General features: G+C 52.3%; 11 protein-coding genes and 1 pseudogene. 1 reads left to right on the top strand and 11 read right to left on the bottom strand.

What is annotated here, in order from left to right; all coding sequences use genetic code 11:
• Positions 1–398 precede the first annotated feature (398 nt).
• On the top strand, positions 399–1,406 hold the full coding sequence (gene hemB, locus A7Q00_RS05000) for a porphobilinogen synthase (RefSeq protein ID WP_064089514.1): 1,008 nt from the start codon (positions 399–401) through the stop codon (positions 1,404–1,406).
• 129 nt (positions 1,407–1,535) lie between these two features.
• Here hemB and A7Q00_RS04995 read toward each other — a convergent pair whose 3' ends face one another.
• From A7Q00_RS04995 to A7Q00_RS04950, 11 genes and pseudogenes are all read right to left on the bottom strand, one after another.
• A complete protein-coding gene (locus tag A7Q00_RS04995) occupies positions 1,536–2,177 on the bottom strand; it encodes a DUF4328 domain-containing protein (RefSeq protein ID WP_064089513.1) in 642 nt (213 codons plus the stop codon).
• Between the two features lie 209 nt (positions 2,178–2,386).
• Positions 2,387–3,490: a peptide chain release factor 2 gene (gene prfB, locus A7Q00_RS04990; protein WP_003824699.1), complete on the bottom strand. Its 1,104-nt coding sequence runs from the start codon at positions 3,488–3,490 to the stop codon at positions 2,387–2,389.
• A 215-nt stretch (positions 3,491–3,705) separates the two neighbouring features.
• The gene (gene potE / locus A7Q00_RS04985) at positions 3,706–5,022 is read right to left on the bottom strand and encodes a putrescine-ornithine antiporter (RefSeq protein WP_064089512.1); all 1,317 of its coding nucleotides are present in this window, start codon (positions 5,020–5,022) and stop codon (positions 3,706–3,708) included.
• A 125-nt stretch (positions 5,023–5,147) separates the two neighbouring features.
• Positions 5,148–7,310 carry an ornithine decarboxylase gene (locus A7Q00_RS04980; protein ID WP_064089511.1) on the bottom strand — a complete coding sequence of 721 codons (2,163 nt, stop codon included), beginning with the start codon at positions 7,308–7,310 and terminating at the stop codon, positions 5,148–5,150.
• 619 nt (positions 7,311–7,929) lie between these two features.
• Positions 7,930–9,726, bottom strand: coding sequence for an aminopeptidase P family protein (locus tag A7Q00_RS04975; protein WP_064089510.1), 1,797 nt, complete (start codon positions 9,724–9,726; stop codon positions 7,930–7,932).
• Positions 9,727–9,783: 57 nt separating this feature from the next.
• Complete coding sequence (locus tag A7Q00_RS13860; RefSeq protein ID WP_179946195.1) at positions 9,784–10,035, bottom strand: hypothetical protein; 252 nt, start codon at positions 10,033–10,035, stop codon at positions 9,784–9,786.
• Positions 10,022–11,509, bottom strand: a complete 1,488-nt coding sequence (locus tag A7Q00_RS04970; RefSeq protein WP_064089509.1) for a peptide MFS transporter — start codon at positions 11,507–11,509, stop codon at positions 10,022–10,024. Before A7Q00_RS04970 ends, A7Q00_RS13860 begins: the two co-directional genes overlap by 14 nt.
• A gap of 718 nt (positions 11,510–12,227) precedes the next feature.
• Positions 12,228–12,640: pseudogene (locus tag A7Q00_RS12795) on the bottom strand (M24 family metallopeptidase C-terminal domain-containing protein); the annotation flags it as partial.
• A 137-nt stretch (positions 12,641–12,777) separates the two neighbouring features.
• Entirely contained in the window at positions 12,778–14,220 is a 1,443-nt protein-coding gene (locus tag A7Q00_RS04960) for a peptide MFS transporter (RefSeq protein WP_064089507.1), read from the bottom strand.
• A gap of 767 nt (positions 14,221–14,987) precedes the next feature.
• Positions 14,988–15,680 (bottom strand): epoxyqueuosine reductase QueH, encoded by a 693-nt coding sequence (locus tag A7Q00_RS04955; RefSeq protein ID WP_064089506.1) that lies wholly within the window; start codon positions 15,678–15,680, stop codon positions 14,988–14,990.
• Positions 15,681–15,896: 216 nt separating this feature from the next.
• Positions 15,897–16,469: a 50S ribosomal protein L25/general stress protein Ctc gene (locus tag A7Q00_RS04950; RefSeq protein ID WP_003824618.1), complete on the bottom strand. Its 573-nt coding sequence runs from the start codon at positions 16,467–16,469 to the stop codon at positions 15,897–15,899.
• Positions 16,470–16,474 lie beyond the last annotated feature (5 nt).

The following is a 16,474-nucleotide window of genomic DNA, read 5'->3' as shown; positions in this document are numbered from 1 at the left end:
TTCTGGTCTGCTTCAAAGAAACCGACAGAACAATGTCAAACATCGTCTTGTCTTCTTCTCAACAGTGCAGGTGTAAAACACCCACACTTATCGGTAATCTGATTGTTAAAGAGCTGCTGAACCGAACTAACACATAAACACAACCACAACTGCAAATAGCAAGCGAAAAGTAAATTGTGCTGTAAGGAACAGCGAAGATGCGAACTATACGCCTCCCAGAATACTTTGTCAAATACCTAAAAACAAAATATCCAATAAATAAGATTAAGCCTTTAACACAAAACAAAATTTCATTAGCAGAAAATTGCGCAGCACCTCTATCGCTGCTCTTAACTCACCCATTTCTCCGCTCAGCAGCGTAAAATACACGTCGTTACAACATCCCATAGGTTCTCAATATGAATTTCCCATTCCGCCAAGTTCCCTTCATCCGCCCGCGTAGGATGCGTAGAGACGACTTTTCCCGCCGCCTCATGCGTGAGAATGCCCTCAGCGTTGATGATTTAATCTACCCCGTATTCGTGTTGGAGCAAGGTTCTAGCAACGAACCTATCCCTTCCATGCCCGGCATTGAGCGGCAAACCTTGGATAATCTGCTGCGTCAAGCTGAGCTGGCGTGCCAACTGGGTATTCCAATGCTGGCCTTATTTCCTGCTTCCGTGCCGCACAAAGATTTAACCGCCAGTGAAGCCTACAACCCGGAAGGCATCGTACCACGCACCGTGCGCGCCTTGCGCGAGCGCTTTCCAGAACTGGGCGTGATGACCGATGTGGCGCTCGACCCCTACACCAGCCACGGGCAAGACGGCCTGATTGACGAAAATGGCTACGTATTAAATGATGAAACCGTGGAAGTTCTAATCAAACAAGCGCTATGCCATGCCGAAGCCGGAGCACAAGTGATTGCTCCATCCGACATGATGGACGGCCGCATCGGCGCCATCCGTGAAGCCTTGGAAGATGCCGGCCACATCCACACCCGGCTGATGGCCTATTCTGCCAAATACGCTTCCGCCTTCTATGGCCCGTTCCGCGATGCAGTGAGCAGCAGTGCCAACTTAGGCAAGGCCGACAAACGCACTTATCAAATGGACCCCGCCAACAGCAACGAAGCCTTACACGAAATCGCGCTCGACCTACAGGAAGGCGCAGATATGGTGATGGTGAAGCCCGGCCTGCCCTATCTCGACGTTATCCGCCGTGTGAAAGACCAATTCAGTGTACCCACCTATGCCTACCAAGTATCCGGCGAATACGCCATGCTCCAAGCCGCAATCCAAAACGGCTGGCTGGACGGTAACAAAGTTATCCTTGAAAGCCTGCTCGCCTTCAAACGCGCCGGTGCAGACGGCATTCTCACCTACTACGCCATCGAAGCAGCCAAACAGCTGAAGCAGCAAAGCTAACTGCCCTGCCATCTTAAAGGCTACCTGAAAGTTGGTACACCGCTTTCAGGTAGCCTTTTATTGGCAGAATTACTCTCTTCAGACAAACTTCAGGTAACCTCTATCATGCACTCAGGCTACCTGAAATCTCTATTCCCCAGCCAATCTATTCTGCCGCCGATTGATTTCGCCCACCAGCCGCAGCAAAGCATAAGCACTTGCCGCCGTTAGCCAAGCCGACAGCGTAAACAGCAACAGCCTGATACCCCATTCGCCGCCCTGCGTTTCCCAGCCTACCGATATATCGGCAAACCGGCTCAACGCCATGCTGCCGAGCAGACAGAACCACCAAATCTTCAGCCATATGCTGTCCGGCTCACTATCCACCGGCCCGTTTACCCAAATTTCCTTCACTGCCTGATAAGGCAGAAACAGATGGATAATCGGCACGAAAAAACCGCCCACCGCCCAAGCCGGGCTCACCTGCATTCCCTGCGCCCCTAAAGCCAGCGCATTACAGGCCGCTCGGTACAGCCAGCATAAAAACACCAAACCCGAGCACAACACCAAACCAATCAGCACCCAAGCGCCAAACTCCGCCACCCTTGTCAGGCTATCAAGCACCTCGTCCGATAATTCCAGCCAACCCAATGCTTTCGGTAAAACCGCTCCCATTAGCAGCAGCCAGCTCAATAATTGGCTCAGGCACACCAATGCCGCCAGCAGCTGCACCAGTTGGGTACAGCTGTCGTTTGGGCGAAACGTATATTCGCATTGTCGTTTGGTCATCATTTTATCTTTCGGATTAAACAGTTGAGGCTACCTGAAAATTCTCATTACGTTTTTCAGGTAGCCTGAGCTTTTGCAAAACCCACTCTCCCATCGGCTTCGGCAGTTCTCATGCCAATCGCACTATTCTCACTGAGTAAGTAAAAGGCTACCTGAAACCTATCTAAATCTTCTTCAGGTAGCCTTTTGCGTTCAATTTGCTGAGGCGGTAATCACACGCCCTGTTTCAGGCTGGCTTCGATGAAGTCATCTAAATCGCCGTCGAGCACGGCTTTGGTGTTGCCGGTTTCGTGGCTGGTGCGCAAGTCTTTGATGCGGGAAGAATCGAGCACGTAGGAGCGGATCTGGCTGCCCCAGCCCACGTCTGATTTGCCTTCTTCCAGCGCCTGTTTTTCTTCGTTGCGTTTGCGCATTTCCAGCTCGAACAGTTTGGCGCGCAGCATTTCTTCGCACACACGGCGGTTGTCGTGCTGCGAGCGGCTGTTTTGCGACTGCACCACGATGCCGGTGGGGATATGCGTCATGCGCACGGCGGAATCGGTTTTGTTGATGTGCTGGCCACCGGCGCCGGATGCACGGAAGGTATCGGTGCGTACGTCTGCCGGGTTGATTTCCACTTCGAAGCTGTCGTCCACTTCGGGATAGACGAACACGGAGGCGAAGGAGGTATGGCGTTTGTTGTTGGAATCGAATGGGGAGTGGCGCACGAGGCGGTGCACGCCGGTTTCGGTGCGCAACAGGCCGTAGGCGTACTCGCCTTCCAAGCGGATGGTGGCGCGATTGATACCGGCAATTTCGCCGTCGTCCTGCTCCATGATTTCCACTTTGAAGCCTTTGCGCTCGCCATAGCGCACATACATGCGCAGCAGCATGCCAGCCCAGTCTTCGGCTTCGGTGCCGCCGGCGCCGGCCGTGATGTCGATAAAGCAGTTGTTCACGTCGGCAGGCTGATTGAACATGCGCTTGAATTCGAGCTCGGCCATTTGTTTTTCCAGCTCGGCTACGTCTTCCTCAATCGCGGCAAAGCTGTCTTCATCACCCTCTTCCAGCGCCATATCGATAAGCAGGCGGTTGTCGTCGATACCGCCGGCGATGTTGTCGAGCGTGAGCACGATGCCTTCGAGCACTTTGCGCTCTTTGCCGATTTCTTGGGCGCGTTTGGGATCGTTCCAAAGCTCGGGGTCTTCGGAGAGGCCGACCACTTCTTCCAGCCGGTCTTTTTTGCCGTCGTAATCGAGATACACGCGAATTTCGCCGCTGCGTTTTTCCAAATCGGCGAGGGTGTTGTTGAGTAGGTTGATGCGTTCGGCTTCCATAATTATTGTCTTGGTGTTTAATGCGTTAAATTTAAGGGGCGTATTGTAACAGATTCGGGAAGAACGCCCGAAAGCCGGGGCGTATTTTTCAGGTAGCCTTCAATCCGTGAGGTTACCTGAAAAAGCGCAGCCCCCGAATTCTCCTCTATTAGAATTCGGGGGCTGCTTTTAGCAGGTTTGTCTAAACTGTGTTCAGACCGGTTTGCTGCAACCGATTAGTACGGCTCTTTCAGGTCGAATTTTTTGCCTGCAACCTGGCCGTAAATTACCCAACCGAAGAAGGTTACCAAACCGCCGCCGAGCATGGCGTCTGCGCCTGAACCATACAGGGCGTAGAAGCTGTAGATATTACCAATCAAGGCAACGATGGTGGTTACTTTCAACTCGCCGGCCGGCACGTTGCTGACTTTCTGCATCACATACAGGGCAGACATAGACAGCACGTAGGGCACGAGGTTGGTTACCACAGCCAAGTTCACCAATACGTCGAACTGTTCGCTCAAGCTGGGGCTCATGGTCATCAGGGAGAGCAGGGTTTGCACGATACACAGGATAATCATGCCCACCAGCGGAGTGTTGGTTTTGGTAACTTTGCTGAACACTTTGGGGAAGTAGCCTTGGTCGGCACTGGATTTGAACACTTGTGCCACGGTGAACTGCCAGCCCAACAGAGAACCGGTACAGGCCAATACCATCAAGCCCATCACGATTTTACCCACAGTTGGGGTGAAGATTTGGGCAAATACCAAACCGAACGGACCATCGGAAGCAGCCAAATCAGCATTCGGCACGATACCGGCCACCACGTTGGTGGAAACGATATACACGATGGCAGTCAGCAGGGTACCGCCGAATACGGCGATCGGCACGTTTTTCTCGGGGTTTTCCACAGCATCGGAGTTCGCGCAGGCAGATTCCAAACCAAGGAATGACCACAAGGTGATTGAGATGGATTTCGGTAGAGCTTCGAAAACGCCATAATTATGCGGGTTCCAGGCATCGGCATACATGGAAGGGCTGAACCAGTACCAGCCGATAATGGAAATGCCGAGCACGGGGAGAACCACACCCCACACGGTGAAACCACCGATTTTACCAGTAATGGATGCACCGCCGAAGTTAGCCACAGTGGTCACCCATACGAAGATGATGGTCCACAAGGTTACTTGGGTAGGCTCAAGTTTCCATTCCATCAACTGGGCAAGATAGCCTACTGCGGTAATGGCGATGGCGATGTTGGCGATTACCAGGGAAACGGCATAGGTATAGTTGGCAATGAAGTTGCCGGATTTGCCAAAGGCATACTCGGCATAACCACCCATACCGCCGGCATTTTTACTGAAGCGGCCGCACTTGGCGAACGCATATGCCAAGGCCAGCGAACCGCCTGCGGTAACCAGCCACGACAAAATAGAAATCGTACCAACCTGAGCCAATTTGGTCGGCAACATGATGATGCCTGAGCCCATCATATTCACCATGGTGAGAATGGTCAGCTGTACCACGCCCATCTTGTTTTGAGAGGTTGACATAATACTTAATCCTTCTTAATGCGGCAGGCGGGTTTGGCCGATATTCCGGCGAAGCCTGCGCTGCCGCGCAATCAAATTTATCTGAAGGCTACCTGAAACCGTTTCAGGTAGCCTGATACGGCTTATTAGCCTTTAACCACTACATGACCGAAGGCACGGCGGCTGCCGTCTTCCACGGTCTGCAGATATACACCTTGCAGCTCGGGTTCGAAACCAGGCAAGCAGTTGATGCCTTCTTCGAGAGCCAAGAAGTATTTCTGCACCGCACCGCCCCAAACTTCACCCGGGATGGTGCACAGTACGCCCGGAGGATAGGGCAGAGCACCTTCAGCAGCGATTTGACCAGCGATTTCGCTCAAGCGAACCAGTTTCACTTCGTTGCGGATGAAGGCTTGCTGTGCTTCGTAGGGCAGCATGGCTTGTTTTGGCCAGCCGTCGGCACGGAACATCTCGCTCTGCAACTGTTTCATGTTGTTGCGTTTGTAGAAGTCGTGCATTTCTTGGCACAAGCGGCGGATGGTGTAGCCTTTGTAGTATTCGGCGTTGCGGCCGTATACGGTAGGCACCACTTCGCTCATCGGGCTGTCGGCTTCGATGTGTTTTTCGAAGCGGGCGATCAGGGCAACCAAGTGTTCCATCTTGGCCAGGTCTTCGGCCGGGGTCATCAGGAACAGAATGGAGTTCAAGTCGCATTTTTCCGGGACGATACCGTTGTCGCGCAGGAAGTTGGCCAAAATGGTGGCCGGTACACCGAAGTCTTCGTATTCGCCGGTTTCCACGTTGATACCGGGAGTGGTCAACAGGAATTTGCACGGGTCAACAAAGTATTGGCCTTTGCCGTAGCCGGGGAAGGAGTGCCATTTGGCGCCCGGTTCAAATTCGAAGAAGCGCAGGTCGTTGGCAATCTTCTCGGTCGGGTAAGATTCCCACGGTTTGCCGTCGATGGTTTCCGGAATAAACGGTTTGATCAGCTTGCAGCTTGCACGCAGCATCTTACGGGCTTCAATACCGACGGTTACGCAGTCGCGCCACAGGTTGCGGCCTACTTCGCCATCCAAAACTCGAGCGTTCACGTCCAGAGAAGCGAACATCGGGTAGAACGGGCTGGTAGAAGCGTGAATCATGAACGCATTGTTGAAGCGTTTGTGGCTGCAATAGCGTTTCTGGCCTTTAATATGGCTGTCTTTTTTGTGAATCTGAGAAGCTTGAGAGAAGCCGGCCAGTTGTTTGTGTACGGATTGGGTAACGAAGATGCCGGGGTCGTTTTCGTTCAGTTCCAGCAGCATCGGTGAGCAGTCGCGCATCATCGGGATGAATTGCTCGTAGCCTACCCAAGCAGAGTCGAACAGGATGTAGTCGCACAAATGGCCGATGCGGTCTACTACTTGGCGGGCGTTGTACACGGTACCGTCGTAAGTACCCAGCTGAATGATGGCCAAGCGGAACGGACGTTCTTCTTTAGCGCGTTCCGGAGCAACTTTAGCCAGCTGTTCGCGGATGTAGGCTTCTTCGAAGCAAGCGTTGTCGATACCGCCGATGAAGCCGTAGGGGTTACGGGTAGTTTGCAGATAAACCGGGATGGCGCCGCCAGTGATCAGCGCGCCGATGGTGTTGGATTTGTGGTTGTTGCGGTCGAACAATACCAAGTCGCCTTTAGCCAGCAAGGCGTTGGTTACCACTTTGTTGGAAGAAGAAGTGCCGTTCAGAACGAAGTAGGTTTTGTCGGCATTGAACACTTTGGCAGCGTGTTGTTGAGCCGCGCAGGCAGGACCTTCGTGAATCAGCAGGTCGCCCAAGCGAACGTCGGCGTTGCACAAGTCGGCACGGAATACGTTTTCACCGAAGAATTCGAAGAATTCGCGGCCGGCAGGGTGTTTGCGGTAGAACTGGCCGCCTTGGTGTCCGGGGCAATCGAACTGGGCGTTACCGATGTTCACATACTGTTTCAGTGCGCCAAAGAAGGGAGGAGCGAGTTTGGAACCGTATTGGTTTACGGCGGTGGCTACCTGTTTGCCGTAGTACTCTTCATTGCCGCGGCCCAGCTGGATAACACCGTTAATGCGGGTCAGCAGGCTTTCAGGCACGCTTTCGCCGGGTTGCAGGGCAACGAATACCGGAATACCGAAGCCGGTGGCTTCAACCTGCTCCACAGCCTTGGCTGCATCGGCAGTAGAAGCAACAACAGCACCAATACCTGCGAGGTCGGCACCTTGTACGTCCACCACGTCTAACTCGGTGGTGAAGCCCTGTTGAACAGACGGGCTGGCTGCTACTTTCAAAAACGTCATATCAAACTCCTATATGTGGAAAACACTACCGCCAAACCACAGCGGCAGCAATGGGAAAAACTCTTTATTTGGAGTGATGAGTGTATGTTTTGCGTTTTTTGTGTAGTTTTGTGAATTTGCCCGCTGACTCTGCAATCCGCCTAAACAAAATTTAGCATTTTACTTTTTATTAACCAAGTAACAAATTGCTGAATTCCAATGCGTTTAAACGGATGCAAACTCACTTCTCTATTTCTTCTATTGCTAACATAGCGCAATTCTTAAAATTTTTTTCTTACTGCGCGACGAAATAGTAGCATAACTGCCAAACGACTGCCAAATGTTTTTCACTGGCAAAACCGTAAAAGACACCCCTACTGGCCGTAACTCTATTATTTGTAAAAATAAGTTATGTAAAAAGTTCTTTACATAAAATAGAAAATATTCCCGCTTAGCGGGGGAAAATCCGGCTATAGTGGATTAACAAAAATCAAGACAAGGCGGCGAGCCGCAGACAGTACACACGTTACGGCAAGGCGAGCCAACGCTGTAGCATTCTTATTTTAATTCACTATAAAACGCAAAAAGGCTACCTGAAATTTCAGGTAGCCTTTTGTGAACGCGTTGTCGAAGCCGTATATCAAATGGGCCGGGTATTCCTTTCCAGCCATTCTTTGGCCGCGCCTTTAGTATGCGGGGCGAGCTTGTCGCGCACAAAAGCATGATAGCCATTGAGCCAAGCGGCTTCTTCATCACTCAGCATACTGCGTTCGATCAACTGCGTATCAATCGGGCACAGGGTGAGCTGTTCGAAGCAGAGGTATTGGCCGAATTCGGTTTCCTTCGGCTGTTCCACGCGGCGGGTCACCACCAGGTTCTCAATGCGGATACCCCATTTGCCCGGACGGTACAAACCGGGCTCGTTGGAGGTAATCATGTTTTCCTTCATATTATTGCTCTTGAGGCCGGAAGTGTTGTAGGCAATTTTCTGCGGGCCTTGGTGCACATTAAGGAAATAGCCCACGCCGTGACCGGTACCGTGGCCGTAATCGCACTGCTCTTTCCACAGCGGCACACGGCAGATGGTATCCAAAATCTGGCCGGAAAGGTTTTCCGGGAATACGGCCTCGGCTAAGGCAATATGCGCCTTAAGCACGCGGGTGTAGTCGCGTTTCTGCTCGGCAGTAGGCTGGCCGATGGGGGTAACGCGGGTGATGTCGGTCGTGCCGTCCAAATAATGTGCGCCGGAGTCGATCAGCAAAATGCCCTGCCCTTTGATAGTGCTGTAGTGTTCAGGCGTAGCGGCGTAGTGCGGCAAGGCAGCATTTTCGTTGAAGCCGGCAATAGTATCGAAGCTGAGTGAAACGTAATCGGCCTGGCGGCTGCGGTGGTCGATTAGCATGGTATCGATATCCAGCTCGGTAACGGTTTCGCCGGCAGCCAGTTTCTGCTCCAGTTCGGCAAAGAAGCCACACAAAGCCACACCGTCGCGCACCATGGCGTTTTTGGTGTGTTCGATTTCAGCTTCAGGCTTGCAGGCTTTAAACAGGGTGCTGGGATTGATGTCTTCAATAATGCGCACCCCGGCAGGCAGTTTGCCCAAAGTGTAAACGGCGGTGCGATCGGGATCGACCAAGAGGCTGCCGCTGAGTTTGCCCACGGCATCCACCACGCTGCGGTATTCGGCCACATCGATTTTGGCCTCGTTCAGCGCTTTGCGGCAGGCATCGGTGAGCTTGGCAGGGTTTACAAACAAAGTGGCCCGTTCGGCACCAATCAGCAAATAGGAGATAAACAGCGGGTTGAACGGAACGTCGTTGCCGCGCAGATTGGTCATCCAGGCAATATCATCGAGCGAAGAAACCAAATGGTGGTCTGCACCGAGTTCTTTCATCGCGGCACGCACACGGGCGAGTTTTTCCGACGCGCTCTCGGGCTCGAAACGGGCTTCGTGCACGAAAATCGAGTTGTCCGGCAAGCCTGGGCGGTCGTGCCAGAAGCTGTTTAGTAGGTCGATATCGAACCGCAGTTGAATGTTTTTCTTGGCAAAATCGGCTTGCATTTCTTGCTTGAGCGAGAGCGACAAACCATCTGCCGGAATACCGACTACGGCGTTTTCAGGCAGCCTTTTGGCCAAAGATTCAACCATGGTGGGATAACCCTGGCCAAGCTTTTGCAATACGAAGCCGCTGCCTTCGAGCTGGCGTTTGGACTGTTCCCAATAACGGCTGTCCACCCACAATTCGGCAAAATCGGCACTCACGGCCAACGTGCCAACCGAGCCGTCGAAGCCCGAGAGCCAAGTGCGGCCGCGCCAATGTTCGGGCAGGTACTCGGAAATATGCGGGTCGGCAGAGGGCGCGATCCAAACATCGATTTTCTGTTCTTTCATGGCTTGCCGCAGGGCGGCGAGACGTTGCGCGTGAATATTACTCATGGTTTGCTCCTTTGACGGTTGCTGGAAAGATGCTGGCTGATGCAAGGTGTTGCTGTTTTAACCTGCCTGATTAAAGTGTGTGTGGCTGTCGGCCATTGTTTTCATATTAAGCACCACCGACAGCTGTAAGGCTACCTGAAAACAGCTCGCTTGCAAAGCGGCAAATATGCTTTTCAGGAACAAAACTGTCACAAGCAAACTGCCCATCAAAAAAGTACAAAAAACCGCCACATCGGCATTGGCCGGCGGCGGTTGGCTTGGGCAGTAGTTTGGGGCTACCTGAAAATTATGCTGTTTAGTCGATGTCACTCAGCAGGCGGTTCAATACCGGCAGCATCACCAGCAATACTACACCCGAACCAATACCGAGGATACCTAACAATCGATAGAATTCAACCACTTTAGCAGCATTATACAACTCGTCAAACAACACCCCACCCAGTGTGAAACCCAGCGAAATAGTGAGGAAGTTGAACGATACCATCTGCGTTTTGAATACTTCCGGCGCAATTTTAGTAGCAAACGACAAAGAAATCGGCGAGAGCAGCAGTTCGGCGATGGTAATCGTCAGAACCAGCAGCGCCATCACTGCCAGCGGCATTACTTGACCAGAGGAAATGAAGGGGATGAAGCACAGGTAGGATGCCCCCATAATCAACATTGCCAAAGCAAATTTCATAGGCGTTTTTGGCTGACGGGTACCCATTTTTGTCCACATCGCAGCCATCAGGCCGGCAAATATGATAACCCACATGCTCTGCAAAGCAGCCAGCCAAGCCACGGGAATTTCAAAGCCCCACAGCACCCGGTTGGACGTTTCGTCAAAGTAAATGGTTACTACGGTGTAAATCTGAAACCACACCGCCCAGAACAGGCACATTACTGCAAACATCGGCACATAGGCCAGAATATGGCGTTTTTCCACAGAAGAAACACGTGAACTGGTGAACATACGCACGAAATAAGTCAGGCTTGCAATAATGACCACGGCTAAAAGCACACGTGAGAAATTTCCCAAATGCAGCAACTTGCCCGCGATACTACCACCCAGCACCATTAAAGCAATTAACGCAACAGATACTGCCAGTTTGCGTTGTTCTGGCGGCAAGGGGTTGGCAGGCAGGGAGGGCGGTAATTGGCTGCGACCGCGCCAGTATTGCCACAAACCGAAAGCCATACCCACCGCCGCCGCGCCAAAGCCGTAGTGGAAACCGTATTTCAGCTGCAGCCAGCCGGTGAGCAATGGGCCGATAAAGCCGCCGATATTGATGGCGGTGTAGAAAATCGAGAAGCCTGCATCACGCAGATGCCGCTTCGCAGGGTCTTCATACAGCGATCCCACCATGGCACCGGCAGAAGATTTTACCCCGCCGCTCCCGAAGGCGATAAGAACCAGGCCTGCTATCAACCCAACAAAACCCGGCAATACGGCCAGGGCGATATGTCCAAGCATAACCACTACGCCCGACCAAAATAGTGTTTTCTCCGCACCCAATACGCGGTCAGCCAGCCAGCCGCTCAAAATGGTAGCCAAATAGATACTGCCGCTATATGCGCCTACCACGCCTCCGGCCAGATTTTTATCAATACCCAAACCACCGTCTTTGGTAGCATAGTATAGATAAATCAGCAAGATGGCCTGCATGCCGTAAAAAGAGAAACGTTCCCACAGTTCGATATGGAACATCGTGCCCAGTTGGCGTGGATGGCCGAAAAAATCACCTTTCGGCGTACTACCTGCTGTGGCGGGTGAGGCAAAACGATCATCGGTTGGAGTGGTCATAAGGTATTCCTTATCAGAGGGTTTTTCTTTCATGCCTGCGTACAGGCTACCTGAAAAATGCTGCGTTGCGCCCCGTCCAACCATGGCAAGCCTGCTTCCGGCCAAGCGGCGCTGTTGCAACAAAAAATAATTCCTCCTTTGGCAGAAAAATACGGGCGGTATCCAAATGAAAACCGCATCCGCTTTTCCTTGCACAAAGGGGGACTTGGTGCGACAAATATAGTATGCGCTGCGCCTACACGCAAGCACAAATTTGCATTTCCCAACATTTATTTTCCCGTCCGCCAAACTAAAATGCTTTACAAGCGCCGAATACCGTGCCTTTCGGGGATTTTCGGGCAAGCCGGATAAAGGGTTCGGCTTGGCGGTTTTTCGTTCTTTCATAGCGCCAAAGGCTACCTGAAAATGTGCGTTGGGTTTTCAGGTAGCCTCATCCAACGACATGGAGATACCGCCTACCCTGCTGGGAAAATGGCGAAGCCGCGTTGCCGCGCCCAAACCGATTGGGCGGCACGGCCCAATTTTCAGGTAGCCTTTGGCATGGCAGCGGGCGGACTCCAAGCCCGCAATGGCATATTGCCCGGCCTTTTGCGGCAAGCTGTGTGCCGGATTGTTTCATTTCCGCCGGTTGCAATAAAAAGGCTACCTGAAAACTTTCAGGTAACCTTTCTTGCGCCAGCTATTTCAACTTAGCTGATTTATCCAATAAGCCAACCGATTAAATCGGCCGGGTATTTCTTTCCAGCCATTCCCTGGCCGTGCCTTGAGTGCGTGGGGCGAGTTTTTCGCGCACGAGGGCGTGGTAGTCGTTCAGCCATTGGATTTCGTCTTCGGTCATCAGCGGTCGATGAGTTTGGTATCGATCGGGCAGAAGGTGATCGGTTCCATGCACAAATAGCTGCCAAACTGGGTTTCTTCGGGGTTTTTCACTTTGCGGGTAACCAGCAGGTTTTCGATGCGGATGCCCCATTTGCCCGGGCGGTAGAGGCCGGGCTCGTCTGAGGTGAGCATACCGGCTTTCATCACGTTTTGGCCGTTCACGGGCTTGAAGTAGGAAATAATCTGCGGGCCTTGGTGCACGTTGAGGAAGTAACCCACGCCGTGGCCGGTGCCGTGGTTGTAGTCGCGTTGTTGCTTGGAGGTAGGCTCATCCACCTTGCAAAGGTATAGGCAGAATAGCGTGAGAAGTGAAGGTGTTAGAGTCAGATCCAAGTTTTCAAGTAGCCTCTATTGTGAGGAGGCAAAGGCTACCTGAAAACTACCAAGCCTTATTCCACATCGTGCAGCAAGCGGTTAAGGAAGGGCATCATTAAAAGCAGGGCCACGCCGGCACCAATACCGAGCGCGGTCAGGATAATGTAGAACCGGGAGGCCGTTTCGGCGGTGTAGAGCGTATCACCCAGCACACCGCCCAAAGTAAACCCCAGGGAGAGGGTGAGGAAGTTGAACGACACCATCTGGGTCTTATACGCCTGCGGGGCAACTTTGGTGGCAAAAGAGAGAGAAATCGGCGAGAGCAGCAGCTCGGCCACGGTAATCAGCACCAGCGCCACCATCAAAACAACCAGCGGCATCGGCGTTTGGGTGGAAAGGTAGGGGATGAAGATGGCGTAAGCCCCGCCTATCACCAAAGCAGCCAAAGCGAATTTCATTTGGGAACTCGGCTGGCGGTCGCCCATTTTGGTCCATAACGCGGCCATCGTACTGGCAAGCACAATCACGGCGGTACTCTGGAAAGCGAGCAGGTAGGAAACCGGCACTTCAAACCCACCGACATGGCGCGGCACGGTTTTGTCGAAATATGCGGTTACGACAGTATACATCTGCAAATAAGCCGCCCAAAACAAGCACATACCAACAAACAGCGGGATATAGGCAATCAGATGGCGCCTGTCGGCTTCGGTGGAATGCCTGTCGTTAAACATTGCAAAGAAATAGCCGAGGCTAATAACGGCCACTACACCAAGCTGTACTTTGGATAAATTATCCAAATTCAACAGGCCAGTGGCAATCAGTCCTCCGATAACGGCCAAAATCCCCACCACTATACCGATAGCCTTACCATGTGCTTCCTTCGGCAACGGGTTGGGCACGGGCGTTTCCGGCAATTTGCTTTTACCCTGCAGGAAAGTCAGCAGGCAGAGCACCATGCCCACCACAGCCGAAGCAAATACCATGCGGAAGCCGTATTTCGGCTGCAGATAGCCGGCCAGCAGCGTGCCGATAAACACCCCGGTATTAATGGACGTGTAGAAAATAGAGAAGCCGGCATCACGCAGTTTCTGCTCGGATTCGGCCTCATACAGCGACCCCACCATGGCGCTGGCCGTGGCCTTGAAGCTGCCGCTGCCCAACGAGATAAACGGCAGGCCGACCAGGCTGGAATAACCCGGCAGCAGGGTAACGAGGATGGTGCCCACCATCATTACCACCGTGGAAAGCAGCAGGGTGTTTTTCGTACCCAACACGCGGTCGGCCAGCCAACCACCCACGATGGTGGTAAGGTAGATACTGCCAGCATATGCGCCCACGATACCAGAGGCCAATCCTTCATCCATGCCCAGACCACCTTCGGTAACCTTCGTATACATATAAACAACAAGGATGGATTGCATACCGTAGTAGGCAAAGCGCTCCCACATTTCGATGAAGAACAGCGTACCCAGCTGTCGCGGATGGCCGAAGAATCTTTTTTCGGTTGACGTAGTCATCATAGCGTCCTCTTTAATAGGTTCACTTGAAATCCGGCCAACCCGCCGAGTTACCTGGCGTTACATCACAGAAGAATCCGCCTTACAATACAGCAAGATACCTGTGTCGGTATTCGTTGAATCGGCCATACTCTGTACAACGGCCACTTGCCGTTGCCGTTACAGTACCGCCGTCGGGTGATAAAGCTGCCGCCGGGCGGCACATGTTTTGACATCCTGGTTGGAACAATGCAGCCTAATTGCCGCATTAACCAAGAAGAATTGCTAATATAATCCTAATATTAGCAATAATCTTCGTCAAGAAACATTAACCCCCTTTCATTGATGCAAGTCAAGAACACCTCAAGAAGCAGTACACCATGATTATTTCCATATAGATAATTTTGCTACAAAATAAACTATATTCTATTAAATTATATATTTACATTAAATTCGCCTATGCATAAACCCTTACACTCCCTCCCGCTTAGGCTTATGTAAAATGAAAATATTTGTAAATATGAGATGACGAGAAAACCTCAGATTCCGCTAAAAAATAAGCAAAAGGGGCATAAACAGCCCCTTACTGATAATCGTGTATCAACCGTTGGATGGCTTGGCCATGCCGTGTGCAAATGTATAGAGCAAACCGGCCTAACTTCGCTACAGCATTGGCTCGACTTAACATACTGTTTTTAGCCCGCCCTTCTTTTATCGAAAACCAATTCGGCTTGCTATAAAGGCTACCTGAAAATTTTCAGGTAGCCTTTCCATACAACCGGCAGCAATCAACCGGCATCCTCCTCATCACCGTAATACTTCACCCCGATTTTAATCGGTGGCCGCCCTTGTGATTTACGGTGGGCATTAGAATCGCGTAGGGAATAGGCACAGCCGCAGTATTCCTGCTGGTAGAAACGCTCGCGCTTGCTGATTTCGATCATGCGCGCACTGCCGCCGCCTTTGCGCCAGTTGAAATCCCAATACACCAGGCCGGGGTATTTTTCGGCGGCACGGCGGCCGCAATCGTTGATTTGGTTCATGTTTTTCCAGCGGGAAATGCCGAGGCTGCTGGTGAACACGGGAAAGCCGTTTTCGTGGGCATATTGGGCGGCTTTTTCAAAGCGCATGTCGAAACACATGGTGCAGCGGATGCCGCGCTCGGGCTCGAATTCCATGCCTTTGGCTTTTTCAAACCATTCTTTGCGGTCGTTTTCGTAGTCGTCGTCTTTATCGATGAATGGGATGCCGAATTTGTCGGCAAAGCGCATGTTTTCCTCTTTGCGCAGCAGGTATTCTTTGAGCGGGTGGATGTTGGGGTTGTAGAAATAGATGGTGTAGTCGATGCCGGAAGCAAGCAGGGCTTCCATCACTTCGCCGCTGCACGGGGCGCAACAGGAGTGAAGCAAGACTTTATTTTGCCCACCCGGCGGAACAAGCACGGGGCGGCTGATGGGGCTGACTTCAAGAGTGTGGTCCATGGTTTTTCCGTAATTGGGTTTGGGCAGGATTTTAACACCAAACGCAGAAAGGCTGCGGGCTGAAGAAGGCAGGGAAGCTTTTTCAGGTAGCCTTTTCCAAATACAAAGAGGCTACCTGAAAACTAGGGCTACAACTTTTCAGGTAGCCTTCACACCGAAACACCGGCCAAACAAAACCCCGCTTGGCAGCGGGGTTTGTTATCAAAGCCGTCCGGCTTATTTGCCTGCGGCGGTTACAGTGGCTACGGCCAAGTTGGCGCCACGGCGCAGGGAGGTGCTTTCCACGCCTTCCGGATATTGGATGTCGGACAGGTGCAATACATCGCCTGCCACAACTTTTTCGCAATCCAAAACCAGTTCGGACGGGATATGTTTCGGATCCAGCAGCACTTCCACGCTGGTGCTCAGCAGAGCCACGCGGCTGTTTTGCAGTTTAACGGCCTGAGATTTCTCGGCATTAACCACGTGCAGCGGCAGGCGGATTTTGATCGGTTTGCCGGCTTCCACGATTTGGAAGTCGATGTGGCGCACTTCGCGGCGAACAGGGTGCATCTGGAAGTCGCGCACAATCACGTCGTGCTCTTTGCCGTTCAGCGCCAGTTTGATGATGGCGGTGTGGAACTCTTCTTTCTGCAGGGCGAAGAATACGGTTTTGTGGTCAACGGAAACAGCAGTGGCGTCAGAGCCGGCGCCGTAAACTACGGCAGGCACACGGCCTTCGCGGCGCAGGCGGCGGCTCGCACCAGTACCTTGCTCTTCGCGCACTTGGGCTTCGATTTTGAAAGACATGGTAA

This window comes from Eikenella halliae, from assembly GCF_001648475.1.
Classification (GTDB): domain Bacteria; phylum Pseudomonadota; class Gammaproteobacteria; order Burkholderiales; family Neisseriaceae; genus Eikenella; species Eikenella halliae.
This window is presented reverse-complemented; position numbering and strand designations above follow the sequence as displayed.

Coding starts and splice junctions, on each gene's coding strand:
- hemB (WP_064089514.1), top strand. CDS start 399: ATGAATTTCCCATTCCGCCAAGTTCCCTTCATCCGCCCGCGTAGGATG.
- A7Q00_RS04995 (WP_064089513.1), bottom strand. CDS start 2,177: ATGATGACCAAACGACAATGCGAATATACGTTTCGCCCAAACGACAGC.
- prfB (WP_003824699.1), bottom strand. CDS start 3,490: ATGGAAGCCGAACGCATCAACCTACTCAACAACACCCTCGCCGATTTG.
- potE (WP_064089512.1), bottom strand. CDS start 5,022: ATGTCAACCTCTCAAAACAAGATGGGCGTGGTACAGCTGACCATTCTC.
- A7Q00_RS04980 (WP_064089511.1), bottom strand. CDS start 7,310: ATGACGTTTTTGAAAGTAGCAGCCAGCCCGTCTGTTCAACAGGGCTTC.
- A7Q00_RS04975 (WP_064089510.1), bottom strand. CDS start 9,726: ATGAGTAATATTCACGCGCAACGTCTCGCCGCCCTGCGGCAAGCCATG.
- A7Q00_RS04970 (WP_064089509.1), bottom strand. CDS start 11,509: ATGACCACTCCAACCGATGATCGTTTTGCCTCACCCGCCACAGCAGGT.
- A7Q00_RS04960 (WP_064089507.1), bottom strand. CDS start 14,220: ATGACTACGTCAACCGAAAAAAGATTCTTCGGCCATCCGCGACAGCTG.
- A7Q00_RS04955 (WP_064089506.1), bottom strand. CDS start 15,680: ATGGACCACACTCTTGAAGTCAGCCCCATCAGCCGCCCCGTGCTTGTT.
- A7Q00_RS04950 (WP_003824618.1), bottom strand. CDS start 16,469: ATGTCTTTCAAAATCGAAGCCCAAGTGCGCGAAGAGCAAGGTACTGGT.